Genomic DNA, 24,677 nt, shown 5'->3' on the forward strand with positions numbered 1-24,677 from the left:
CCTTATTGCTCCGCCGTAATTGCAAATCTTTTGTGATCTTCCCACGTCCCGTTAATTTTCAAATACGTTTTAGCTAAGCCCTCGTGTCTAAAGCCTGCTTTTTCCAACACTCGAATAGATGGCAAGTTTCTTGGCATAACCGAAGCTTCAACACGGTGCAATTTAAGCTCGCTAAACGCAATTTCCACACATAATGAAACTGCCGCGGTTGCATACCCTTTGCCATTATGCGTTTGGTCTATGTAATAACCCACAAATGCGTTTTGAAAAAAGCCGCGAGCAATGCCTGTTAATGCGATCCTTCCGATCAACTCATCATTCTCTTTAAGAAAGATTCCAAAAGAATAAGATTGATCGTTTTGCGCCCCTTGCATACCATTGGCAATCTCATTTTCCTGTCCCTCTAAGGTAAAGTGTGTTTCGTCCCTGATCGGTTCAAAGGGTTGAAAAAAGTCGCGATTTCTGCGCTTTATATCAAGAATAGCCTCGGCGTCCTTCATTTCGAGAAGTTTCAAATAGATGTTGCTGCTGCTCAGGTCCTTGACCATCCTCCAAACGACATATTTGCTCGTTTCTTCTTCCAGCACCCTCAAGCCGCATTTCTCATAAAATTTAACAGCGAATGGATTGGTCGGAGAAACTCTCAAATGATACGCCTTCACCTGGTGCCTGTTAAAAAAGCTTTCTGCATATGCCAACAAGTGCTGTCCAAGCCCTTTACCGCGATTCTCAGGTGTTAAGTAAAACAGATTTACATAACCAATATCATTCCCCTCATAGGGAATGATTTGAAGCTCAATTTGGCCAATCGGTTTGCCGTTATCTTCAACAAGAACTAGCCCATCCGGAAAAGATTGAACTCGTTCTTCAATGCGTTTTACATAGTCATCTTCGTCGCCAAAACCTTCATCGCTTCCAAAGCTCACTCTATATGAATCCTTGCGAAAAGATATAATCGTTTCTTTATCTTTCTTGACATCAATCGTTCTGAATTCCATAATCCCACTCCCTTCACTTCTACTCCCCACCAAAACGCTACAAATAAAAGTAAAAGCTGACGCCGCGCTCTGTGTTTGCCGCCCCATATCGACTTTCATGAAGATCCAGTATCTGCTTGACGATGGCAAGGCCTAGTCCCGTTCCGCCGGTTTTGCGGTTTCTGGACTTTTCAACCCGGTAGAAACGCTCCCATATGGTCTCCAATTGATCTTCAGGAATACCTTCTCCTTCATTATCAATCGCCATGCGGATGCACTCGCCTTCATTTTCGATGCGAACGGTAATCTCACTCCCCGCTGTGGCATGCCGAATTGCATTCATCAGCAAGTTGACCAGCATCTGTTCCGTTTTCACCTGATCTGCGTGAACTTCGTGTTCGCCAATGATAATGGTGACCACCTTCAGCTCCTTTTCACCCAGGTGATGCGATAATTTGTCAACGATATCCTCGACTTGATCACTGAGTAGGAACCAGCTCTTTTTCAGCTTGATTGTCTTCGATTCCAGCTTCGCAAGTTCCAGCATATCTTTGATGAGCGCTTCCATCTTGTCTGTCTCACCCAAAATCACTTCGAGATACCGTTCCCGCTTGCTTTCCCCGATCCCGTCACGGATGCCCTCCACATATCCCCTGACGATGCTGAGCGGCGTTTTTAATTCATGCGAAACATTGGAGATAAATTCTTTTTGCAGCTGCTCCATTCGCTGCTTTTGCTCCATATCCTCCCGCAGCTGTTCGTTAGCGTCATACAGCTCCTTCAATGTGTCGTCCAGTTTCTCGGACAAGCTGTTTAAACTGCGCGACAAGCTCCCAATCTCATCGTTATTTCGGATGGGCGATTTCACCGAGAAATCGAGCTGTGCCATTCGCAGGGCGACTTGATTCAGGGAAAGCAGCGGCTTCGATATGATTTTGGTGTAGACGCTCGAGAGCAGCAGGATGAGAATAATGCCGCCAATCCCAATATAGAGGTAGAACAAACGCAGCGCATCATAAGCTTCACTAATTTGCTGAAGGGAGGCCAGCACCATGATCAACTCGCTTACCTTTCCATCGCGCATAAGGGGTTGAATAAAAACTACGCTGCGTGTCCCACTAATCGTATCTGTCCATTCCTCTTCAATCATTTTCCCGTTATCTAACATGCTTTTCCGTTCTTCTGTCAGCGGGAACCATTCTTCAAGGGCAAGAAACAAAATGCCTTGCCGCGAATTCCATTGATTAGTGGAAGGCAGTACAACATCGGTGATAACACCAGAAATTTTATGCAATGGCTCGGTCGTTACCGTATCTAAATGACCGATATCCTTGGGGCCATCCTCTCGATGAATCATGACTGGGTAGAAGAGATCCTTCGTGCTCTCGTCCTCAAAGTATCCCTCCACCTCGATCTTATCTCCGCGCTGAAGGTTCGCATCCAGCAGCTTCCGCAAGTTGGAATTCAGTAGAAAGGAAAGGGAGATGCGAACAGGGTTTCCTTTATCATCCTTAATGACGATACGAAACAAGTTATCATACTTCACATTGCCTTCAGGGCCCAGAATGGCAAGCTGCGCTTTATTTTGGTTGATGAACAGCGCCATTTCGCGAGAAATACGGCGATCATCCCAGCGCTTTTTCTCGTAAGTGTCACTGAAAGTTTTAAGCTTTTTTTCTAATGTAGCAGTTTTCTGGTGCTGATAAAAGGTTTCAAATAAATTAAGCTGCCCCACCAAAATGATCGCGTAGAACAATAGAAAAAAGAAGGCTGTGAAAGCAAACAGCTTCATCGTAACCCCTATTCTTCTCATCGTTCCTCCTCGAATTTATACCCGGATCGAATGACTGTGCGAATATGGCGGGCTTCGTCTCCGAGCTTTCCGCGCAGCTTTTTGATATGCGTGTCTACGACGCGCAGGTCACCGAAATAATCAAACCCCCATACGTGATCGAGAATCGTTTCGCGGGAGAGCACAATGCCCTCATTTTTGGACAAGTATAGAAGGAGTTCGTATTCCTTGGGCGTCAGGTCGATTTCCTGTCTATCCACTTCGACCCGATGCGACCTTCGATTAATGGAAATCCGCCCAAAATTCAGAAGGTGCTCGTCTTTCCCTACCGTTCCTTCGACACGCTTCATCAGACTGACTGCTCGGGCTACCAGCACTTTGGGGCTGAAGGGTTTGGTTACATAATCGTCCGCACCCAACTCAAATCCAAGCATTTTATCGTCGTCCTCAGATTTGGCAGTCAGCATAATAATCGGTACGGCTGATTGGGCACGAATCCGCTTGCAAACAGCCCATCCGTCCAACTCCGGCATAAGAATATCCAAAATAACCAGATCGGCATCCAGCTTTTCCAGCATTTCCAGCGCTTGCAAGCCATTTTCCGCCTCATAGACGATCCATTGCTCCCGTTTGAAATAATCGCCCACGATTTCGCGGATCAAACTTTCATCTTCAATAAGCAAAACCTTGCGATCCATGCTGCAGCTGCCTCCTCTACACTCGTACGTTATAAGACAAGAATAGCGGATTCTTGTGTTTTCTATGTGTTCTCAGATAGAGCTATTATACAAAATTACTTCCCATAAAACACATGAAGGACACAACACACCGCTATAATCAGGATGGAGCAGATCGAAATTGAGGTCCCGAAAGGAAGTCGTCTATGAATATCATGGCTATTTTGCAAAAAAAAGAAGTGCAGCGCTTTGCCGTATTAGCCTTGTTTTGCCTTGTTCTCTATTTTATTCGCAGCATGCTGAATCTTGTTCTACTGACCTTCTTGCTGACATTTTTAATGAATCGGCTGCACCAATACAGTAAGCGATGGATCGAAAAAATTATCCCAGTCAACTCCAAATTTCTGCTTGCGCTCATTTATGGTGCCCTTCTAACGCTTGTGGTTGTTGCAGGCGCCAAATTTTTCCCTGCTCTGGTCCGCCAAATCGCCCAACTGTTCGAACTTGTCAGGCAGCTCTATGACAATCCTCAGAACGAAGTGGCGGGCTACATAACCACGTGGTTGGACAGTCTCGACCTTCCTAGCATGGTGAAGCCAGGCTTCGATTTCATGATCAAAATTGGCAACCTCGGATTTCAAGCCTTTTTGGCCTTGATGCTTAGCCTGTTCCTGCTTTTGGGCAAAGAAAACGTCATTCGCTTCACCGCGCAATTCCACACCAGCAAGCTGGGCTGGTTCTCCAAGGAAGTTGAGTTTTTCGGCAAAAAACTCGTTCAGACATTCGGCAAAGTTATCGAAGCCCAACTGCTGATCGCCTTGATCAACTCCTTGATGACGACCTTCGCGCTATGGCTGATGGGCTTTCCCAATCTGATCGGTTTGGCCTTGCTTATTTATGTCCTCGGGCTTGTACCGGTAGCTGGCGTCTTTCTATCGCTGATTCCGCTAAGTATGATTGCTTTTAGTTTGGGCGGATTCACTTATATTATTTACCTAGTTGTGGCTGTCACGATTATTCATGCTGTGGAAGCGTACGTGCTCAATCCCCGGCTGATGGCATCCAAAACGCATTTGCCCGTCTTCTACACCTTTCTTGTTTTGCTCTTTTCCGAGCATTTCTTCGGCATTTGGGGATTGATCATCGGCATCCCAACCTTTGTTTTTTTACTTGATATTCTGGATATTCAAAAATCGGAAAAAACCAAACTTTCCAACACCTAGAAAAGGAGTGATCCCATGTCAGTCCAAACCATTCCCACTTTGCTCAAAATGGCTGTTCTCAGTGGGGGCATGATGTCCATGTTTTTCTCGTTTCACGATAAACCATCCCAAGCGGTGCTTTGCATTGTCCTAGCGGCTGTATTGGCCGGATTTGACGAGTATATGGTCAGCAAACTGAGCCTTGCCACCGAATTCGGCAAAGAGTTCCGTTCGCTCGCAGAGCTGATTTCCTTTGGCGCGGCTCCAGCCTTAATCGTTTATCTGATCAGCTTGCACAAATTGCCCGTCTCAGGGCTGCTGCTTGCTTCTCTTTTCATCATTTGCGGTGCGCTTCGGCTGGCTCGGTTTAACATTGCAACCTGCGTTCATCGCCATCATACAGGTTTGCCTATTCATGTTGCAGGATGCCTGTTAGCCGTGCTTGCGCTATGGTCACCGATTCTGAATCATCTGGAATTAACGGTGATTCTGGTCATCGTTCTGTGCGGCTTGATGGTTAGTCGAATCAAAATACCAAAAATCAGCAAACCCAATCTTATCCACAAAAAAAGCTTCTGAGGTAACCACCGATAAATCAGCAGACTTTCAGTAGAAATGGAGCGTGGTCGCCATAGCTTTCCTACAAGACATCATTATACAATACGGATACATCGCCATTTTCTTCTGTTTGGCTCTTGGTATTATCGGCTTGCCCGTCCCTGATGAAATCCTAATGACCATTGTCGGCTACCTTTCCTCGATGGGGCTGCTTCTTCTCCCGCTATCCCTTGCGGTCAGCTTCTTCGGGGCCATGACCGGCATGCTGTGCAGTTACGCACTCGGGCGGAAATTCGGCAAGCCGCTGCTCTGGAAATACGGCAAATGGATCAAGCTTACGACAAAAAGGCTGGAGAAAACAGAGACTTGGTTCGAGCGCTACGGCCCCTGGGCCATATGCATCGGCTACTACATTCCAGGTCTCCGCCATCTTACCTGCTACCTGGCAGGGGTAAGCGCTATGAGCCCCCGCAAATATTTACTTTATTCGGGCATGGGGGCCATGGTTTGGTGTGCTATTTTTATTTCTATCGGTTACTTTCTGGGAGCATCCGTCGATTTTTCCAATTATCATGCTTCTTTGCTGCGCTTGTTCTTCTAGAGGGCTTTGAGAGGCTCTGTGACCATCCATGTGCGAAGGCACAGGATGGACAAGGCCTACTTAATATAGCAAATTGCTCACACTCCGGCGCGAAAAGGAACTATGATCCCCTATTTGCCTCAGAATCCTCGATTTGCTGCTGAAAGGGAAGTAGGATCCCTTATTTCACCTCTTTGCCGTGAAAATCCATCAAGTTAGACCAATTAACGTACCACAGTTCCCTTTAACAAGCCAAATGGTTGTTTTGAGGCTAAATAAGGGAACCTAGTTCCCTCTGGGGGGTCAATGATCAAATTAGTTAATTCTAAGTACTCCAGCTGAGCGTTCCACCTTACGGAACTTGATCTCAAGCACTAGGATGTTCCTCCTTTTGACCCTTGTATTTCCTTTATTTGTTATATATAGTGTTAAAGGTGAGTTGGAACTAATACAGATACGAGGAGAGATACGAATGAAAAAAACGATAGTTTCTATCGTCGGGTTGTCACTACTTTTCGGCGCAGCAGGTGGCGTTTATGCAGGAGCTAATTTACAAGAAATTAAGGCTTATCTGAACAACGATATAAAGGTAAAAGTAAACGGAGCTGCAGTTCAACTTTTGGATGCACAAGGGAATGTGGTAACTCCAATTACATATGATGGAAGCACCTACTTGCCAGCACGCGCCATAGCAAATTCGTTAAACGTAGCCGTAGACTATGATGCCGCTTCAAACAGCGTATTATTTGGCGAAAAGGTTGATGGCACTCCCGTTAATGCTGGTCAAACTTTCTATCAAGCTATTAAAGATCCTAATTTGACGAAATATAAAAGCAAGGATTATACGGAAGTCATTAAAGATACTAAAAGCTCAGGATCTAACTTCACTTTAGAGCCAAAGGGCAAGTATCAAAAGCTTTATTTGCAAGTTGCCGCTATCGGTTCAGATGTTGAATTGAAAATTCAAGACAAGAATAGCGTTTTGCTTAAACAAGATACCGTAAGTATCGCTGATGGATTAAAAACAATCGAAGTCAATATAGCGGGATTAAGCGATGTCACCGTTTTCTATTCGTATGAAAATGACGATAAATCAGGCATTTTCGTACCTTTAACAACTTCTTACTATAAATAATTAAAACTTGCGATTGAACTCTTCCCTCCCCAAATACGGAAAAAGTCCTTGAAATCAATGATTTCAAGGACTTTTTTATGCATGACGATGCTCACAATGCAACAACCCCTGAACCACCGCCGCGGCTGCTCACCTATCCATAGTTCCTTCATCGTCTAAGCTTTTGTCAACGTAAGGATTAGCTTGGAAAGCTTGGCTTGTTTATAGGCGCCAGTTAATCCAAGCAGTGAAACGTCGGCTGTCTCCACTTCACGATATGGAATTTCAAGTTGCAAATCGGTTTGAAAAGGGAATGCGGTAAGCCGCACAATCGCTTCTCCGTCCCAACTAGGGATCACCGGATTCCCCCCGAGAAAATCAAAGGTTTCCGTCAATCCATCACGGAACCAATTCTCCTTCGACTTCACAGTGCCCGGAGGATGGATACACATATATATACTCAAATCATCGCAGAAACGGAGCAAGGCTAGGTGAAAGGCAAGTCTTGCCTTGGCATCCTGGCTCTGCAGATGAAGCAGCTCCTCGAGCCTTTCCTGACGTTTCTTTTCCAATTTAAGAAAATCAACAGCGTGAGGGTCTTCCGGTATCATTTGCATGAGCTTGCAGAATTGCAGGCTGCAAAGAAGAGCGGCATAAGGATTTACGTCCTCTACTTCATTTACGCCCAAGTGGTAAAAATGCTTTTTGATAGCAAGCGGATAGTTCCAAAAACCATAGGGCAATCGTTGCCCAATTTCCCAAATCGGGCACTCATCCAGATCTATCCAACCTCGATCATGCTCCTTCACTGCATACATCACATCATCCCAGTACTCTGCTCCAATAAACCAATCCTTTTTCCATGCAGCCGCTATCTTCCCCGCCAATTGAGCATGCTGATGTTGCTCATAGAATCGCAAAGTGCCCTTGTGCTCATAAACGATCATCACTCCACCCCCAGCGTTTATAACGTAATACTAATTTTTAACTTGGAGGATGTCAAAGGAAATCATGATTATAGATAAGCTTGTTAAATAGAAAACAAGCAAGCACCTGAAATTATCAGAATGCTTGCTTGTGGTCTATCTATTTCATATATAGTTATCCTTTTACTTTGCTTGAATATACCCTTCAGCTTTCAGCAGCTCGGCAATCAGAACCGCGCCGCCTGCCGCGCCGCGCAGCGTATTGTGCGATAGCCCGACAAATTTAAAATCGTAGATGGAATCTTCGCGCAATCTCCCGACTGACACGCCCATACCGTTCTCAATGTCTCGATCGAGCTTCGTCTGCGGTCTGTTCTCTTCCTCAAAATAGGTGATGAATTGCTTTGGTGCGCTGGGCAGACCAAGCTCCTGCGGACGTCCTTTGAATTTCAACCAGCGATCGAGAATTTCGTCTTTCGAAGGTTTTTTCTCGAACGAAGCAAATACGGTTGCCAAATGTCCATCTGTAACAGGAACACGGATACATTGGGTCGTAATTAACGGTGAGCTGGCTTTAATAATTTGTCCATTGTCAACACTTCCCCAGATGCGCAGCGGCTCCTGCTCGCTTTTCTCTTCCTCGCCGCCAATATAAGGGATCACATTATCCAGCATATCCGGCCAATCCGTAAAGTTTTTGCCTGCTCCGGATATCGCTTGATAGGTCGATGCAACCACTTGTGTGGGTTTGTAATCCAACAGTGCGTGAAGTGCCGGCACATAGCTCTGGATCGAGCAGTTAGGCTTAACCGCAATAAATCCAGTCGCAGTTCCGAGCCGTTTTCTTTGAGCGGCAATGACATCCAGATGCCCTGGATTAATTTCCGGGATAACCATCGGAATATCCGGCGTCCAACGATGAGCCGAATTGTTAGAAATAACGGGCGTGCCCGTTTTGGCGTACGCGTCTTCCAGCGCTTGAATTTCAGCCTTTTTCATATCAACTGCGCAGAAGATAAAATCTACCTGATTGGCAACTTCCTCCACTTTCGATGCATCTAGGACAACGATGTGTTTCACGTCTTCCGGGATCGGACTAGCCAATTTCCATCTGCCCGCTACGGATTCTTCATACGTTTTACCAGCTGAACCGGCACTAGCCGCAATCGTCGTTACTTGAAACCATGGATGCTGATCCAGCAGCTGAACAAATCGCTGCCCCACCATACCCGTACCTCCAACAATACCAACCTTCAATTTTGCTGTCATTTTATGTTCAAATCCTTTCCATATTTATCTTCATTTACTAACTATTCAATTCATTTGATTTGATTTGGTGTACCCTCATCTGCCACTATGTTGTATTTCTTTAGCACAACAAAAAAAATCCCACCCCCAAGACTTGTTTCAGTCTTAGGGACGAGATTGTTGAACTCGTGGTACCACCCCAGATTCGCCGATATGTCGCCATATTAGCCTCTTCAAGTACGGCATTACATGTAATGCTTATACTTTAGCTCTGTAACAGGAGCTCCTGTCACACCATCCCCCTGTTTGATGGAGTTCCGATGTGCTGCTCTGAGTCTTTGTTCAATAACGGATTCTTGCTCCTTTTCAGCGAACGGAGCTCTCTGTGAAAGAATTCACCTATTTACTCTTCTCTTCATTGCATTTGAACGTTGCGATTATATTATCAAATAACGCGGAGAAGGTAAACAAATTTTTTCAAAATTCGAAAACATGACAAATTTGAGCCTAAAAATCACAACGTCCAGCAATGGTTCATTTGCTTTATTTTACTTGGACAAGTATCGTTTCATTCGCTGTGATTCGTGCCGCGACGCTCGTCGGCGGTGCATAATCGTCGGGAGCCATCATTTGAAACGCTCTAAATTTCGTCGGATCTTTCGCCCCGCCTATCCCGGAGCCCCACTCGATGTACCCTTCCCGGCTTCCGGCATCATTCTCATTGACTAACATAGAGAAACTGATAACATTGCCTGCTGTCGGTAGGATTGGCTCAAATTCTCTCCAAGGCATCATTAAGCGGTATTTCGTCACCTTATGCTCCTCATCGCGGGAAACCTTTAAATCCATATCGCCATTATCATGGATGCCAAGAGGAATGCCTTCGGGCCCGTTATAAAAGTAAATCTGCGGTCCTTGCGGCGTTTGCGAAATGCCGATCTCATAATTGTAGGTAACCATGCCGGGAATGCCGCCTGCCATGCCAAACTGAATGCTGTCATTTTTGTATATTTCCTGTCCGACAAACGGGTACTTAAACACATCATCTACAATATCTGCTTCTAAATAAAAATTCGTTTCATCCCAGGACAGATTAAAGCTTCCGCTTAAGTCATCAGGCCCAGTGTAAGAACCCGCTTGGATCCTGTTCGTTCCGGAACTCAAAAGAATAGGAACAGGTTCATCGGCTCCACCACGGTAAGCCACACGATTAAAATCAAGAGAACTGACAATTGGAATGGGATCATAGCCAGCTAAAACAATTGTGACATCCAGCGGATAGGACACCCCTTCCACAAATCCCGGTAACGGGATCGATTCCACAGCGCTCGAAGAAGGTGCAATCGTCCTTGTCGCGACCGTGCCGCTTAATTGACCGATCGACCAATCTATTTTCGCCAATTCCAGAGGTGTTGCGAGCGCATGGTTATCAATAATGACTTGCACAGTTGGATCAATCCCTGGTTCAGCTGCTAAGAATGGCTTGAGCTCAACGGTAAAGGGCTTTCGGAAGGGGATATCTGCATATACCAATCCGAGTGGATTGCCGTCCGCAGAAGTAAGCCTTCCACGGACAGACATGCTCCCCTCATGATCCTGACCAGGTACTTGGATCGAAAGGTTCGCAGTGGCATTTGCGGCAGCGGCAAAAGGATAGTTGCGCCCGTTTACTTCGATCATCCCCGATAAGGGAACGTTATCCGTATTGGTTACGCTCAGCTTCAGCTTGCCTTCCTCCCGAATGAGGGAGGTCTCACCGGCCAGAACGAACGTACGATCCTCTTGCATGCTCTCAATCGCCCCGTGAATATAGATCGGCTCACTGTTCAATGTCAAATGAACCTTTCCCCTAACAGGCGTATAGACGGTTTCGTTGCCCATATAATCAACAATCCGAATCGGTGTTTGTGTCCCTATCGCAACAGGTCTTGGTTGAACCGCCCACGCGGCCCGAACATCCTCACTGCCTTTCTTGAATAAATAATGATAATAGGAGCCTGCAGCAGACAGGTCTGTGTTAAAGCTGGCCCCTGACAACTGACGGATCATGACAGCATAGGCCGTGAAAGCGGGTTTTGGCGTATAAGCGCCCAGTTCGTCAGCTTTATTGCGGATGAGGCCGAAATTATCCTCATTGTTGCTTTTATTCACACCGTCGTTCATAAGATCATACCAGTAAATTTTCTCCACACCGTTCGCCAAGGAAAGGACGTACCCGCGCACCAAATCATCTGCCGATTTCTTTTCACTGACTCCCGAAAGGCTGTTGTGTGTCGGCCAGCCAATTTCTGAAAGCCAGAGAGGAATCGTGTTTCCTCCGTTATATTTGCGAACCAGATCATTCACATCCTTGATTGATTTCACCAACAATTCAGGATCCTTTGGATACACGTACGGATGAATCGTCAGCGCATCCATATAATTCAGGCCGCCCAGCTTCATGACGGACTCCAGCCAGGACATGGGGACGCCCGCCGTGGACATGCCGGAAACGATCGTGTCCGGATGTGCGGATTTAACGGTTTCATAGGTTTTCTTTAAGATTGGGAAATAATACTCCGGCTTGGAGTCGGCAGGTCCCGTTCCGCGATCCCCAAAGCCGATGTTAAACTCATTATAGACTTCCACCTGTTTCAAAAAGTGGGTATAGCTAGGCGCTGTTGCATCTGCTCCATTGTAAGCATCCAAAATTGCCTTCGCATGATTAGCAAAGCCCTCTCTGCCTTCATCGGTATAAGGCGTGCTGTTTGAATCATAGAGCGGATTGGTGAAAGCAAGCACCCACAGCTGATCCAGCGATTTTTCCCGGAAATCGTTCTGATACTCTGCGGCAACCGGAGATACAGGGACAGTATAGACACCCTTCTGCTTCTCCACGGAGCCCCATTCCGAGGCTTCCCGCACATTTTTGATCCCTGCCTTGGCAATAAGCCTTGTTAACGTTGGACTCCAGCCTTTACTGGTCCAGGTAAAATGCGTATTGACGCCGAAAGGGGAATCGCTGAGCTGGCTCACATCGAATGGCGTCAAGACGGTAAAGCTCGTTTCGAGGGAGAGCGGATTTCGATTTTCCGACTCGGCCAGAACTTTTAGCGTAAAATACCCGCGTAATGAAGTCGGAAATGGAATCTGAACTGCTCCATTTTGCGGCGCGGCAGTGCCGGAAGCCACTTGCGAACCCCATACGTCCGCAATTTTCCAAGACACAGCCGTTCTACCTGTCTGAAGCTGCATGCTCAGATCTTCATTGCTCCAATATACGTTGCCGAGCTGTGTCTGGATCAATTTAGTATCCAGCGTCCTAGCCGTTGCGAAAGGACCATCCGAACTCCAAACTCCGACTTGTCCCGCTTCAATTTTAATCGTATATGACTTTCCAACTGTCAGCCCGCTTAACGTATAGTTCGTTGTACTACCGCTTACTGTGCCAACCAGAACGCCGCTAGCATATATGCGGTAAGCATCGGCGCCAATTGCAGGCGTCCAGCTTACGCCAATTTCGTCTTCTCCCTCCTTGACCACCGAAAGCTGCGGAGAATCCCCCCAACTAGGAGCGTCCTGATTCGCTCTATTCTTGGAAATCCGAAGATACGGTTTGTTGGCAGCATTTTCTTTACTGTTCATGCTAACGTTCAGTCCGTACTGTACTTCCTGACGAATCAGAAAACTTGCAGCTTTGTCTGCAGCCGACTGCCTTTTTACGTAAGCCGTTACATCCAGCTTGAACCATTTTGGCGTGCGGTCTACGGTAAAAGATTGAAGATAATCCTGCACCCCCGGTTTGCTGTTCCAGGTTGTCTCCGCTTCGTTCCATTGCTCCGAATCCGTACTATACAGTTGATTCGTCACCGTCGTTCCGCCTCCATCGTTCGTTGAGGCATACACATACAGTTCAGCCGAACCGATATCCTGGATCACAGAGCCAAGATCAAACTTCAACAAGGCTTCCCGTGTCAAATCAGCTGAATTAGTCTTAACCAGCAGCGATGCATCATTCCCATAGTTAATATCTGCTTTTGTACCGCCGTTGACATAGGTATCGTTGGTCGGAACCAGCTTTTGCTCGATCATGGGCAAGGTTACACGGGCTTGCGGGCCGTTATGAGACCAATTTAACGCAGTGTCGGCGGCTTCAACCGAGAACTCATAGGTTTCACCTGGTATTAAAGAAACAGCGTCATAGCTGGATATCGCACCTCTCACGCTGCCCAGCAGATGACCATTCGCATAAATCCGATATCCCAAAATGCCTGAAGTATCTTGGGCATGCAGCCATTCAAGCCGCACCGAAGTCGAGCTTGTCACCACGCTAGCAAGCTGCGCGCCTGCCGGCCAGAGTGGGGGATCCGTATCCGCCGTGCTTGCAGGCATATAAGTGACAGTTAAATAGGGCTTATTGGCTGCTTCCATACTCTGTAAGCTGACAAAACAATTGGCAAGACTTGTGTCTATCAGAGCTAAACTTGCTGTTTGATCGGCAAGCTGCTCAGTGGCAATATACGAAGAGACATCCGTTGAATACCACTGGGCCGGCTTATTGTTTAACATCGTGATGGGAGACGCAACGGAGCTTCCTTTCACAGGGCTGGCATTCCAAGTAATTTCAGTTCCTAACCAAGTGTCACTAGACACCTCGTACACGCTCAAACTGACCGATTTTCCCGTAGGCTGCGCTCCATCTGCAACGGCTCCGTACAGATTAAGCGTTGCTCCCGTAATCACTCCGGGAATACCCTTTAAATCGAATTTAATGAAAGCTTCCCGCTTATCCACGGCATTGGTACCCGAATAGTTCTTTATTTGCAGCTGGCTTGGCGTTGTTGCTCCAAACTTCGTCTCCGCGTTGGTGCCTCCCCTAACAAAGGCATCATCCGAAGCGTACACCTGAACAGTAATCGGTGTTTGCGTCTGAACTGCCGTCCCTGTTGAAGCGGTAACCTCGCGTGGAACCATTCCGATACTGCTCGTGAATAGGATGACAAAACTAATAAAAGCTGCGATTCTCATTCTTCCATTTCTCAATTTGAAAGCTAGTAAATTCACTTTATTTACCTCCTTCGTAAAATTTCACAGTTCCTTACCACCAAGAAAGCGCTTACAATTACTGTGGAAGCATCTCTGCCGTTGGGCAGAAATACTTTTTATTAACTATGCAGCAAAACAGTCCGATTAGCTGGCTTTTTCCCGAGTGTCAACGAAATAAGCTGCTCAGGTGTTGCCAGCGACGCTTGAACGGCATGCTCCGAAGGGCTTACCGCTGCTCCACTTTCAAGCCGCTCGGCATGCTTCGAGAACGTCAATGAGAACAGGAGCAACGCCTCCTCCATTGTATGAAAATCGATTTCGGCTCTTTCTCCTTGATACAACACATAGTCCAGAAGTTTCGTTGACCCTTCTTCTGTGATTTCCCAGCGGAACGGGCCGAATCCATCCATGGCTCCATATAAGGAACGTACAGACATAATCGTAGTTCCCAGAACGGCTTCAACCGTATCCTCATTGATTGCTAAGCATTCAGGAGCCATCCCGGAATAGCCAATTTCTATCCGCACGCGAAGATCCGAAGCCATCATACGCCCGTGGATAGGATCGAGATTCACATGGGTATCCCCTCCGTCCAAGGCAAATTGGAAGCCAAACAACACGGAGGATTTCTTCTGCTCGCTTTTAAACACCGCAGAACAGAAATCATAGTCATCGTGCAGGAAACGCAGACGCATATAACTGCACTCGCCCTCCTCTGTCCGGGCATAAGCCAGCAGGTTGCGGCACTGGTTCCACATCACATTGTGATTGAACGATCCTAAGGCATAGTCTGGTGTCAGATACGTATAGGCTACTCTTGTCGCAAACTCAGGGTACTCAGGGAGCGCCTGCACGACTTCTCGAACGTTAATATCCGTAAACAGTTGACGCCAGCTCTCCGGGCATCGTACGCCATGACAATACCATTCAGAATTATAAATGAATTGATCTTCCTCGATTAACGGTATTTGTCCCCCGCAAGCCATGTACAAGAAGGATAAATGAGAAAGGGAAAGGAACGACTGATAAGAACGGGCATGTGGACCCGACCACTGTTTAAGATAAGGGTGAAAATGCTCCGCAACGGTCTTCCAAGTGACATCAAGCAGTTCATTTGTCAGCGTTAATGCTTCTTCCGTTTGCGTGAGGGCGGCTAATACCGATAGATCCAAAATCGCTAACGTCGTATAAGCAGGGCTATTGTATTCCAGAAAAGCTCCGGATTGTATCGTATAATCGTATAACCTTCTCAGCCGAGCAAGGCCATAGTCGACATACCGCTGTTCAAGCATCAGTTCCCCAGCGATTAGCGTCACGAATGCGCCCATAATTGCAATGTTCGTATAATCCGGCCCGACATTCCGTTTCATAATCGCTTCGCAGCTGCCAATGATCGCTTTCTTCATCAAGCTGATCAGATCATCAGGGATAATAGTGCTGTGTCTGATCAAAATAAGCAGCAGGCGCTTGCCGCAGAAATCTGCCCAGTTCCAATCAGGCGGCGACATCTGAGCAAGCGGTTCCTCCCAAAACCACGACCAGATCCCGAAGGTCGGAGAATCCGGTTGCTGATCTTGAAGAGAAAGGACAGTTCTCAAAGCGTCGAATGCTCTCTCTCGATATAATGCCTCTCCGCTGTCGAGGATAGCCAAAGCGTAATCAAGCGTTTCCCTAATCGGATGTATATATTCCGCTTCCTTGATCAACGTATGATAACCTGGACTTGTGAACGGTCTGCGAAGCATGTTAATGTCCGTATTGTAATCAGGATGCAGGAGCTCTACGGATTCCCTTATTTTGAAAAGCCAAATGGATTCTTCCTCTTTGATTCGTTCAGACGCGAAGCTGTGTCGCATTGCCATACCTCCATGATCACCAGACGGGAGCTTCTTCCAAGATGAGCTGGCTTCCGCCCCCGTGCCAGTTGCAGATTTATTATCCTTCGTATTATTTTAACATGCTTTTATTTTTCTCGTACCACTCTTGCGCCAGCTTCTCCACGTTGTCTCCGCCAAGACGCTTCCATTCTTTCCGCAGTTCACTGAGTCCATCCTGAGGCGACATGGATTTACCGCCGGTAACGACTTTGGCCTCGATTTGCTGGGCAATCGGATTGAATGTCGCAATCAATTGAGTCATTTCCGGAAGATCGGGATTAAACGGAATGTCTCTGCGGTATTTATTTTTTAACGCCAACTCCAGCGACTTCGCCTTTTGCTTGGCATAGTTCTGGGATGCTTCATCCTTGGCAGCCATCAGCGGAATTTGCTCCGGTTTCATGATGTAATCAATTAAAAGCGCATATTCACTCGCATAGCCAACTTCCTTCGTAAATTTCTCTTGGTCGATTCTCTGACGAACACCATCAACCGTTTTGTAGTGGATATTCTCTTCCCCGTTTTTGAGCGATATCCAACCGTCCTTCAGCATCCAGTCCAACGCTTGAATGGCGGATTTGATTTCATCTTCCTTCATTTTGCTGTTGAAGGCCGTAAATACGCTTGGCGGCGCTTCTTGGTACAGCCCGTTCTTCCCATACTTGGTGCTCACCGATTCAAGGGGCACCAACTTAGCGGTGGGCACATTTTTCAGGAGCTCGCTATTGGCCGCCTGAATATCCCAATTAGCCAAATAAATGCCCGCTTTCCCGGTCGTCAACAGCTGGCTGGACCGCTGGAAGTTCGTGTCTGTAATGTATTCTTTGTCAATTAGACCTTCATCAAAGAGCTGCTTCTGGAAAGCCAGAGAATCTGCATAACGGTCGAGCACTCTTCCGAATTGAAGCTTGCCGCCCTCCACATACCACTGGTTTTCTTGGGTGAAAAATAACGTGCGGAAAATACTCGTAGCACTCGTGCTTAACGCGAATGGTACGGTATCCGCTTTGCCGTTGCCATCTGGGTCGCCGTCTTTGAACTTGCGTGCGACATCCAGCAGTTCCTCTAACGTGGTCGGCGCTTTCAGACCAAGCTTATCCAACCAATCCTGACGAATCCATATCCCATGATTCGCAACGGTATCCCGTTCATATGAGACCGCATACATTTTCCCATTGATGGTCAGGTAAGGCTTAAGGTCTGGATGTTTCTCCAAATATGCCTTGAACGTCGTACTGTACTTGTTGATGTAATCGTCAATTGGCTGAATTGCTCCTTGATTGGCTAGCTGGCTAATATAATTCCGATCATATTCCCAGATCAGATTAGGCGCCTCGCCAGAAGCGATCAAGGCATTCAGTTTAGGCTGTGCCTGATTTCGCGTAACTGGAACCCATTTTATTTTCACAGGCGAATTTTCATTGATCCACTTCGTCCATCGATTGTTCTCGTAGTCCCCTTCCGCTGTTGCAACGGCACCACGATCAAACATGGAGGCGCTTATTTCCTTTTTGGGACCAGCCGCCGCAGGCGTTGAGCCGGCCGAAGCACTCGGCTGAGCCACGCCTGTCTGGGTGCTGCAAGCAGCAAGCATCGTCAATGACAAGGCTGTGGCGAGAACCATTTTTCCTGCATGTTTTAGCTTTTTCATTTCTACTTCATCCCCTTTTCATGATTCCTTACATGTAGCGTTCAAGAAGCGTTTCACTCCTGGCTATCAGCCTTTGACAGATCCAATCAAAACACCTTTGACAAAGTGTTTCTGAAGAAACGGATACACGCATAGAATCGGCATGATGGCAATCACGATAGCAGCCGCTTTGATCGATTCCGGCGTAAGAACGACCTGGCTCAGGTCATCATTTCCTCCAGCATTGTTTAGTAAATTGTTATCCACCTTATCGACCATCTGATACAGCTTCACCATGACGGTTAATTTGGCTGATTTCGTAATATACAACATGACGTTAAAATAACTGTTCCACCAACCCACGGCATAAAACAAGGACAAGGCGGCCATAATCGGCTTGCAAAGGGGCATGAAAATTTGCAGTAGAATTCGCCAATCGCCGGCTCCATCTATCGCCGCTGATTCTTCAATCTCCTCTGGCAAGCCCTCCATAAATGATTTCATGACAAACATGTTATAGGTACTGATGAGTGCAGGCAGCCAGACCGCCCAATAGGAATTCATGATGCCCAGCGTTTTCACGAGAATGAAATTAGGGATGAGCCCTGTGACGAACAGCATGGTAAATGTAATGAACATGAGCAGCGGCTTACGCCCTATCAGCCTGCGCCTTGAAAGTGGATATGCCGCAAGAATCGTCATCACGATGTTGAACACTGTTCCTACAATCGTTACAACAATCGTATTGCGAAGCGCTAAGATCAACTGTCCATCCTCGAACAAACGCTGATACGCCACAGTATTGAACTCAATTGGCCATAAGAAAACTTCGCCTGAATTAATCGCTCTGCTGCTGCTGAAGGAAGCAGCAATCTCATACCAGAAAGGGAATAAGGTCAAGACAGAGATGATGCCGAGAAAGAGGTAAGCCATGACCATGCCAAGTTGGGAGGCCCAACTTTTTTTCGTATTAAGCATCATTTACCACAGCCCCCGTTCGCCGGAAATCCGGATCAATCTGTTCACACCAACGACCAGAATTAAGCTGATAACGGATTGAAACAGCCCGATCGCCGTTGTGTAGCTGTAGTCCATATTTTGCAAACCTACCCTGTAAACATACGTACTGATGACATCCGCCACATCCAGAACGGAATTGTTTTGGAGAACGAGTGTCTGCTCCAAGCCTACATCCATCATTTGCCCTATCCTCAGAATTAAAAGAATCGCCATCGTTCCACGAATACCCGGCAGTGTAATGTGCCAAATTTGGCGTATTCTTCCGGCTCCGTCCATCTTGGACGCCTCATAGAGCTGAGGGTCAATCGTAGCCATTGCCGCCAGATACAGAATCGTCCCCCAACCCGCCTCCCTCCAAATGCCGGATAAGGTATAAACGAAGGGCCACCAGAACGAATCGGCCATGAAATAAACGGATTCACCACCGGATAATTTCTTTAGAATCAGATTGACGATTCCTGTGCTAGGCGAGAGCATCGCGATAACAATTCCACCCAAAACAGCCCATGAAATAAAATGGGGAACGTACAGTAAATTTTGCACAATCCGTTTGTACCATTCCCTGCGTACTTCATTCAGCAAGAGAGCAAGGATAATCGGCACCGGAAATCCGAAAACAAGACTATACAAATTAAGCACCAATGTATTTCTCAATATTCTCCAGAAATCCAAGCTCTCAAATAGCATTTGGAAATGCTTGAATCCAACCCACTGGCTTCCAAAAATACCGTCAACAAACCGGTAATTCTTAAAAGCAATAATCTCCCCAATCATCGGAACGTATTTGAACAAGACATAAAAGCCAATGACCGGTAGAAGCATCGAATATAAATATTTATCCTGCTTTAACCTTCTCCGTACTGCCGGCCAGAATACGCCGGTTTTGGCCTTTTGTGTCCCGTTCTGCGTGCCTACGCTCGGGACCTTCCCCCACATGTCGTCTCACCCTTTCGCCTTCGTCATCTGTCATTCGATTACGTTTTGATTGTATGAAAGGGGGACTGAAATGAAAATAGACATGTTCTGATTTTCGTGCCTTTTCTTGCCATTGGAGAGGTTACAATTTTTAAATAGCGTGCATTTTTTTACGATTGGGCTACTGTAAAGCCTATTCCAGCACGGTTTGTTCATCCGCTTGGATGATCCATTCACGGTATTCGGTCGGTGTCATTCCCGTATATTTCTTGAAAGCCCGCAGGAAGCTGCGCGCATTCGTGTAGCCCACCAACTCCGAGATGTCGTTCACCTTCCGATGCTTATCGGCAAGAAGCTCCTTGGCGGCGTTGATCCGGATTTCAATTAAGTAATCGATAAAATTACGCTCCGTTTGTTCCTTGAACAGCTTGCTGATGTAAGGTGGGCTTAATGCAAACTTGTCAGCCAATTGATCGAGCGAAAATTCACTTTCGTGATAATGCTCGCGAATATACACCAGCATTTTCTCAATGGTTTTATTACTTCCCCGTGAGCTGCGTTTTTCTTCAATTTTCCCAGCTAATCCTTCCAAAATGGTAGTGACAATCCATTCCGCATCCTGCCAATTGTCACAATCGTTAATTCGTTGATGGAGATTGCCCATCTCCTCAAGCGCTTGTTCCGTATCTATGCCGACAGAAGCCACGACCTGCAAAGATTTCATAATCAGCTCGTAAGAAAGCTGCCTGATTAAATCAGGCGATAAGCTGCCGCTTACAGCTTCATGAAACAGCAGGGAAACGAATTCCCTTAACTTTTCCGTTTCCGTCTGTTTTAATGCTGCGACAATAGGTTCTGTCATCTTGATCAACCGATAGTAGTCCTGATTGTCCGATTCCAGCAAATCTTCTATGGAAATGACGGAATTGCTGCCGATGACCATTTTGTACTGGAGCGCTTTTTGCGACTCGTCGTACGATTTGGGAATATCCTTCATCTCTCGATAGCAGTTGCCTACACCAATTGTAATTAGGAGTCCAAATTGCCGTCTCATGACATCAAGAACCATTTCGAGAACCGTCAAAGCACGCAGATGGTTTTGCTCCTCATCGCCTTCTGCAAAGCTAATAATCATGGCAGATGAGCCTGATCCCAAATCAATGGCCACCCCTGCGTATTCCATGTTCAGAAGTTCTTCAGCGACATTGCATAGCGCATAGGTATATAACGTTTCGTCCTTCGGATTGCCCAGCCTCTCTTTCCCAATCTCAACCGTACATACGACAAACATCTCAGGAAATAAGCGAATTCCTGGGAAGTCCAGATGGCTGCGAACCGAAGCATACTCTGCCTTGTAGCCGGAGAGGATGTCCATCACAATTCGCCATTTCAGTACGGGTTTCGAATCGCGAACCTGCTTTTCCAACTGCTCGCGGTCCATGAACATCTGATCGAAAACCGTCTCTAAATAGCCCATGCCGGCGACGTTTGCAACCGTGCCAAGTTCTGGATGCGTCGTTTTGAACGTTCGCGACATTTTTCCAACCAATTGATCCAACGGTTTAAACGTCCTGCGATTCACGATAAACAATACGGTAATGGCAATAGCAATCATGGCGAAAGCAATGGCGATCATGAATTGGCGAGTCGATTCCAACGGCTGATACACCTGCGAATCAGGTACCACACTCACAATTCTCCAGCCTGTATAAGCCGAAAGCGTATAAAACACCGATTGTTTGATTCCATCGAGCTTCGTTGTAAAGTGTCCGTTGCCGCTTTGGCCCATAATTTGCTTGATATAGGGAACGTCCTTCAAATTTGTGTACAACACCGATTTGTCATCATGCGTTACGATGTTCGCTTGGTCGTCAATAATGAACGTATGACCGCCTTGCGCGCTATCTTCAAACACATCTTTAATCATCTTATAAAGGACATCTTCTTTCATATTCACCGCAACAAGCCCTTTCCGGTATCCCGGACTGCTGATGGACGGATAGGGACGAATTAACGTGACGACATCCTGATCTTTTTCGCCATCCCTGCCATCCGATACTTTGTGCGTAGTGATCCACTTCGAATACCCTTCGATGCCGAGGTAGGGGACTAACCAGTTGTCCACGGATTCATTCCGTTTGAAAAACGTTTTATCGGTCAATATCTCCCCGCTTAGATCCGAATACAGCATGACAGAAGAGAACTGTTCGTTGGCATACACTAAAGACTTCAGTTTGTTGGATAAAGCGAAGAAATTCGTATATTTTTGTGACATATCATCATAGCTGTCATACATGAAATACACATTTTCCAGTGCTTCCGATACCGTTAACAATTTTTTGTCTGTTTCACGGAATACCAATTCGATTTTATTATCAATCTGCTTTAACAGAGCGATATGCGTATCTTTCAAATTCTGTTCTAAACGTCCTACCGTTCCGGCGTAAGACATCCAGAAAGTTAAGAGAATAACCGTTATAAAAACCATGCTGTAAATGATCATGACCCTGCCGGTAATGCTGAATTTCATCGACGACCCCTCCAATTCAAATCAACCGTTCTTTCCTGAGTTCCGCCCGCCTCTGTTAGACCTGGGTTGTTTAACCATTCGCTAAGAAGTAAATTGTATCCTTTTTACGCTTGGATTAAATTATAAGCTTTGTAGCGTAGGACATTGTCAATTCCCTAAGTCGTGGAACTCCCCCGACTTTAGTACAGCTTCATAAACCGCCGCAGGTCCGTTTTCGTCTTTCATTACACAAGCTACAATAAGGACATGAGAACGAAGCGAAAGCAAATAAAATGGTTTGATAATCGAGAGGGGAAATAGATGATGAACAAATTATTCAGATCCACCACAGATAGTAAATTAACCGGACTTTGCGGAGGACTAGCCCAATGGCTGGGGGTCAATCCAACCCTAATTCGACTCGTTGTCGCTGCTGCCGCTCTTTGCAGCTTTGGCACTGTCGCGCTGATCTACGTGATCGGCAGTATCCTAGTCCCCAAAGTGCCTTATAGCCACTTTTAATCGGGATTAAGAAAGGGATAACCCTTTCTGTGAAGCAGGTATACATTCTTCTCAGTGGAGTTTGTCCAATGAAATCAGCCCTCAATGGGCTTATTTCAAGCTTTCACTGGAAATAATCCAATCAAATTCTCCATTAAAACCCCAAAATACCATCTTAAAGATTATCCATTGGAGTATATCCAGTGAAGTTCATCCTTCAAGCTCTTAAAACCAGCTTGCATTGGAATTATTCCAATGAAACAAGCCTATCACTTCATCCCTGAGACTAAATCTGTCCTGACAGTCTTTTTGGGGGCATGGGAAGGATCGCTCTGGGGTTCCGGCGTAAAAAAAAGCTAAGCCACAAAGGTTATTCCCTTGTTGACTTAGCTTTTTTTTACTAGCTTTTTATGATTAGAGGTACGACTTTGCCGTTATTGACGTCGATTAAACCAAAGTCCGTTATTTTAAGCGCAGGACTAACGGGCAAAGAATGTGTGCTGATGGACATAATCGGATTATAATGACGGTAGCCTAACGATACCATAGCTTTGCACAGCTGCTCTACTTTACTGGCCACTTGCTCCAGCGGCTCTTCGGTTAAAATACCGCCAACAGGCAGCTGAAGACTCGCAATCACTTTGCCGTCCTCAACAACGCTGAATCCTCCTTGGTTGTTGATGACCTCGTTAGCCGCGATCATCATGTCGTGCGGGTTGTGCCCGACAACAAGCAGGTTATGGTTGTCGTGCGAATACGTCGTCGCGACAGCTCCACGCTTGATCGTATCGCCGCCGATTAAACCATAGGCGCGGTTGCCATTTTTCCCATAGCGTTCAAAAGTCGCGATAAGCCCTTTGCCGCTTTCCTGCCAGATTAGCTTCCCTTGCCGAACTTCGGCCTCAGCCAGATGCTCCTCCGTGAACGTAGATCCATCCTTCACCATCATGACGCGGCACGCATAGCGATCATCCGCAGCTTCGATGTTGACGGAGAAATCCTCTTCCGTTAACGGTGACATCTGAACGCTTTGATAATAATGCGCTGGGAAGGCAGGAGCCTTAGCTGTGAACGTGTAAGGTTCATGTACATCGTAAACTTTGCGCCCCTGTTTATAAACTTGCTCAATCGTTAGCTGCTCCAGATTGGAAATCAGCTGGAAATCGCCAATTTTGCCAGGTGCGATGACGCCGCGGTCATGCATCCGCATCCGTTTGGCTGGAGAAAGCGTACTGGCATAAATCGCCTGTTCCGGCTTCATGCCCATTCCGATCGCTTTGCGGACAATGGTGTTCAAGTGCCCCCGCCGCTCGAAGGAATCGGCCATCACATCATCGGTAACGAAGCAAAAATGCTCGGATACCTCATGCTCTATCAAATACGCCATCACTTCGGGCGTCATCGATTTTTCTTGAATCTCGATAAACATGCCCGCAGCGATCCGGGCTTCCATGCCTTCGATGCTCTGATGCGTATGATCGGAATCGACACCGCTGTAAATCATCCGATGCAGATCCAAATCCAATAGTTTAGGCACATGCCCTTCAATAATCAGATGAGGATACTGGCTGCGTATATGCTTGAGAATATGGTTGGTTTTGCTGTCGGGATCTTGAATGACGTCCACATAGTTCATGATTTCGCCTAAACAAATAATACGTTCCGTACGCAGCAGCTCGTCCAAATCGGCAATTTCAATCGCCCCGCCCGTCGTTTCCATTGAAGTGGCCGGAACCGAGCTGGGAATTGCATAGAACATGTCCGCCACACACTGCTGGCTTGCCTTCATGATTTGCTTTACCCCATCGATTCCGAAAACGTTGGCAATCTCATGCGGCTCCGGGACGATCGTCGTAACACCATTGCGGATCAGCCCGTAAGAGAACGTCTCCGGGGTGACCATGGTGCTTTCGATATGCAGATGGATATCAATAAGGCCAGGGATCATATAACGCCCTTGTCCGTCCAAGCGTTCGGCGGCTTCGAAGCTATCCGTGCCCCGTTTCCCGATATATAGAAACTTTCCGTCCAAGATGGCTGCGTTGCCTTGGATGAATGTTTTGAAATAACTATTATAAATCCTGACATTTTCAATCAGTAAATCGACTTTCATATGACTTCGCCTC

17 protein-coding genes and 1 other annotated feature are annotated in these 24,677 nt (G+C 46.6%); of the genes, 5 read left to right on the top strand and 12 right to left on the bottom strand.

The features are described from left to right. Positions 1-2: 2 nt before the first annotated feature. From HQN90_RS39665 to HQN90_RS19455, 3 genes are read right to left on the bottom strand one after another with little or no spacing between them, the layout of a single operon-like run. On the bottom strand, positions 3-998 hold the full coding sequence (locus tag HQN90_RS39665; protein ID WP_216855380.1) for a GNAT family N-acetyltransferase: 996 nt from the start codon (positions 996-998) through the stop codon (positions 3-5). A 37-nt stretch (positions 999-1,035) separates the two neighbouring features. Next, complete coding sequence (locus HQN90_RS19450; RefSeq protein ID WP_173221699.1) at positions 1,036-2,790, bottom strand: sensor histidine kinase; 1,755 nt, start codon at positions 2,788-2,790, stop codon at positions 1,036-1,038. Continuing rightward, positions 2,787-3,467, bottom strand: coding sequence for a response regulator transcription factor (locus tag HQN90_RS19455; RefSeq protein WP_173221701.1), 681 nt, complete (start codon positions 3,465-3,467; stop codon positions 2,787-2,789). Before HQN90_RS19455 ends, HQN90_RS19450 begins: the two co-directional genes overlap by 4 nt. 185 nt (positions 3,468-3,652) lie before the next feature. Between HQN90_RS19455 and HQN90_RS19460 the strand changes: the two genes are divergently transcribed. The 4 genes from HQN90_RS19460 to HQN90_RS19475 all read left to right on the top strand — a co-directional run bounded on the left by HQN90_RS19460 (position 3,653) and on the right by HQN90_RS19475 (position 6,921). After that, positions 3,653-4,669, top strand: a complete 1,017-nt coding sequence (locus HQN90_RS19460; RefSeq protein WP_173221703.1) for an AI-2E family transporter — start codon at positions 3,653-3,655, stop codon at positions 4,667-4,669. 15 nt (positions 4,670-4,684) lie between these two features. Then, entirely contained in the window at positions 4,685-5,227 is a 543-nt protein-coding gene (locus HQN90_RS19465) for a CDP-alcohol phosphatidyltransferase family protein (protein ID WP_173221705.1), read from the top strand. A gap of 52 nt (positions 5,228-5,279) precedes the next feature. Continuing rightward, positions 5,280-5,807 (top strand): DedA family protein, encoded by a 528-nt coding sequence (locus HQN90_RS19470; protein WP_173221791.1) that lies wholly within the window; start codon positions 5,280-5,282, stop codon positions 5,805-5,807. A 451-nt stretch (positions 5,808-6,258) separates the two neighbouring features. Further along, positions 6,259-6,921 carry a stalk domain-containing protein gene (locus HQN90_RS19475; RefSeq protein ID WP_173221707.1) on the top strand — a complete coding sequence of 221 codons (663 nt, stop codon included), beginning with the start codon at positions 6,259-6,261 and terminating at the stop codon, positions 6,919-6,921. 155 nt (positions 6,922-7,076) lie between these two features. On the opposite strand, the gene HQN90_RS19480 is transcribed toward HQN90_RS19475, so the two are convergent. The 8 genes from HQN90_RS19480 to HQN90_RS19515 all read right to left on the bottom strand — a co-directional run bounded on the left by HQN90_RS19480 (position 7,077) and on the right by HQN90_RS19515 (position 22,071). Then, entirely contained in the window at positions 7,077-7,847 is a 771-nt protein-coding gene (locus HQN90_RS19480) for a DUF3891 family protein (protein ID WP_173221709.1), read from the bottom strand. Positions 7,848-8,009: 162 nt separating this feature from the next. Then, positions 8,010-9,095: an aspartate-semialdehyde dehydrogenase gene (gene asd / locus HQN90_RS19485; RefSeq protein ID WP_173221711.1), complete on the bottom strand. Its 1,086-nt coding sequence runs from the start codon at positions 9,093-9,095 to the stop codon at positions 8,010-8,012. Positions 9,096-9,238: 143 nt separating this feature from the next. Continuing rightward, positions 9,239-9,502 (bottom strand) — a binding site (T-box leader). A gap of 115 nt (positions 9,503-9,617) precedes the next feature. Then, on the bottom strand, positions 9,618-14,117 hold the full coding sequence (locus HQN90_RS19490) for a CBM96 family carbohydrate-binding protein (protein WP_173221713.1): 4,500 nt from the start codon (positions 14,115-14,117) through the stop codon (positions 9,618-9,620). A gap of 101 nt (positions 14,118-14,218) precedes the next feature. Next, on the bottom strand, positions 14,219-15,955 hold the full coding sequence (locus HQN90_RS19495) for a hypothetical protein (RefSeq protein ID WP_173221715.1): 1,737 nt from the start codon (positions 15,953-15,955) through the stop codon (positions 14,219-14,221). A 91-nt stretch (positions 15,956-16,046) separates the two neighbouring features. Then, entirely contained in the window at positions 16,047-17,627 is a 1,581-nt protein-coding gene (locus HQN90_RS19500) for an extracellular solute-binding protein (protein WP_173221717.1), read from the bottom strand. Positions 17,628-17,693: 66 nt separating this feature from the next. Continuing rightward, the gene (locus HQN90_RS19505; RefSeq protein ID WP_173221719.1) at positions 17,694-18,587 is read right to left on the bottom strand and encodes a carbohydrate ABC transporter permease; all 894 of its coding nucleotides are present in this window, start codon (positions 18,585-18,587) and stop codon (positions 17,694-17,696) included. Continuing rightward, positions 18,588-19,562: an ABC transporter permease gene (locus HQN90_RS19510; RefSeq protein ID WP_173221721.1), complete on the bottom strand. Its 975-nt coding sequence runs from the start codon at positions 19,560-19,562 to the stop codon at positions 18,588-18,590. A gap of 172 nt (positions 19,563-19,734) precedes the next feature. Beyond that, positions 19,735-22,071 (bottom strand): helix-turn-helix domain-containing protein, encoded by a 2,337-nt coding sequence (locus tag HQN90_RS19515; protein ID WP_173221723.1) that lies wholly within the window; start codon positions 22,069-22,071, stop codon positions 19,735-19,737. Positions 22,072-22,371: 300 nt separating this feature from the next. Here HQN90_RS19515 and HQN90_RS19520 point away from each other — a divergent pair, with 300 nt between their 5' ends. Further along, complete coding sequence (locus HQN90_RS19520) at positions 22,372-22,572, top strand: PspC domain-containing protein (RefSeq protein ID WP_246362632.1); 201 nt, start codon at positions 22,372-22,374, stop codon at positions 22,570-22,572. Positions 22,573-22,951: 379 nt separating this feature from the next. On the opposite strand, the gene HQN90_RS19525 is transcribed toward HQN90_RS19520, so the two are convergent. Further along, positions 22,952-24,664, bottom strand: a complete 1,713-nt coding sequence (locus HQN90_RS19525) for an adenine deaminase C-terminal domain-containing protein (RefSeq protein WP_173221725.1) — start codon at positions 24,662-24,664, stop codon at positions 22,952-22,954. Between the last annotated feature and the right edge of the window lie 13 nt (positions 24,665-24,677).

Source organism: Paenibacillus alba, from assembly GCF_013204855.1.
Lineage (GTDB): Bacteria > Bacillota > Bacilli > Paenibacillales > NBRC-103111 > Paenibacillus_E > Paenibacillus_E alba.

Bases quoted from the DNA above. Each gene is read 5' to 3' on its own strand.
- HQN90_RS19510 (WP_173221721.1), bottom strand. From the start codon at position 19,562: ATGTGGGGGAAGGTCCCGAGCGTAGGCACGCAGAACGGGACACAAAAG.
- HQN90_RS19500 (WP_173221717.1), bottom strand. From the start codon at position 17,627: ATGAAAAAGCTAAAACATGCAGGAAAAATGGTTCTCGCCACAGCCTTG.
- HQN90_RS19450 (WP_173221699.1), bottom strand. From the start codon at position 2,790: ATGAGAAGAATAGGGGTTACGATGAAGCTGTTTGCTTTCACAGCCTTC.
- HQN90_RS19475 (WP_173221707.1), top strand. From the start codon at position 6,259: ATGAAAAAAACGATAGTTTCTATCGTCGGGTTGTCACTACTTTTCGGC.
- HQN90_RS19455 (WP_173221701.1), bottom strand. From the start codon at position 3,467: ATGGATCGCAAGGTTTTGCTTATTGAAGATGAAAGTTTGATCCGCGAA.
- HQN90_RS19495 (WP_173221715.1), bottom strand. From the start codon at position 15,955: ATGCGACACAGCTTCGCGTCTGAACGAATCAAAGAGGAAGAATCCATT.
- HQN90_RS19520 (WP_246362632.1), top strand. From the start codon at position 22,372: ATGATGAACAAATTATTCAGATCCACCACAGATAGTAAATTAACCGGA.
- HQN90_RS19515 (WP_173221723.1), bottom strand. From the start codon at position 22,071: ATGAAATTCAGCATTACCGGCAGGGTCATGATCATTTACAGCATGGTT.
- asd (WP_173221711.1), bottom strand. From the start codon at position 9,095: ATGACAGCAAAATTGAAGGTTGGTATTGTTGGAGGTACGGGTATGGTG.
- HQN90_RS19505 (WP_173221719.1), bottom strand. From the start codon at position 18,587: ATGATGCTTAATACGAAAAAAAGTTGGGCCTCCCAACTTGGCATGGTC.
- HQN90_RS19460 (WP_173221703.1), top strand. From the start codon at position 3,653: ATGAATATCATGGCTATTTTGCAAAAAAAAGAAGTGCAGCGCTTTGCC.
- HQN90_RS19480 (WP_173221709.1), bottom strand. From the start codon at position 7,847: ATGATCGTTTATGAGCACAAGGGCACTTTGCGATTCTATGAGCAACAT.
- HQN90_RS19465 (WP_173221705.1), top strand. From the start codon at position 4,685: ATGTCAGTCCAAACCATTCCCACTTTGCTCAAAATGGCTGTTCTCAGT.
- HQN90_RS19525 (WP_173221725.1), bottom strand. From the start codon at position 24,664: ATGAAAGTCGATTTACTGATTGAAAATGTCAGGATTTATAATAGTTAT.
- HQN90_RS39665 (WP_216855380.1), bottom strand. From the start codon at position 998: ATGGAATTCAGAACGATTGATGTCAAGAAAGATAAAGAAACGATTATA.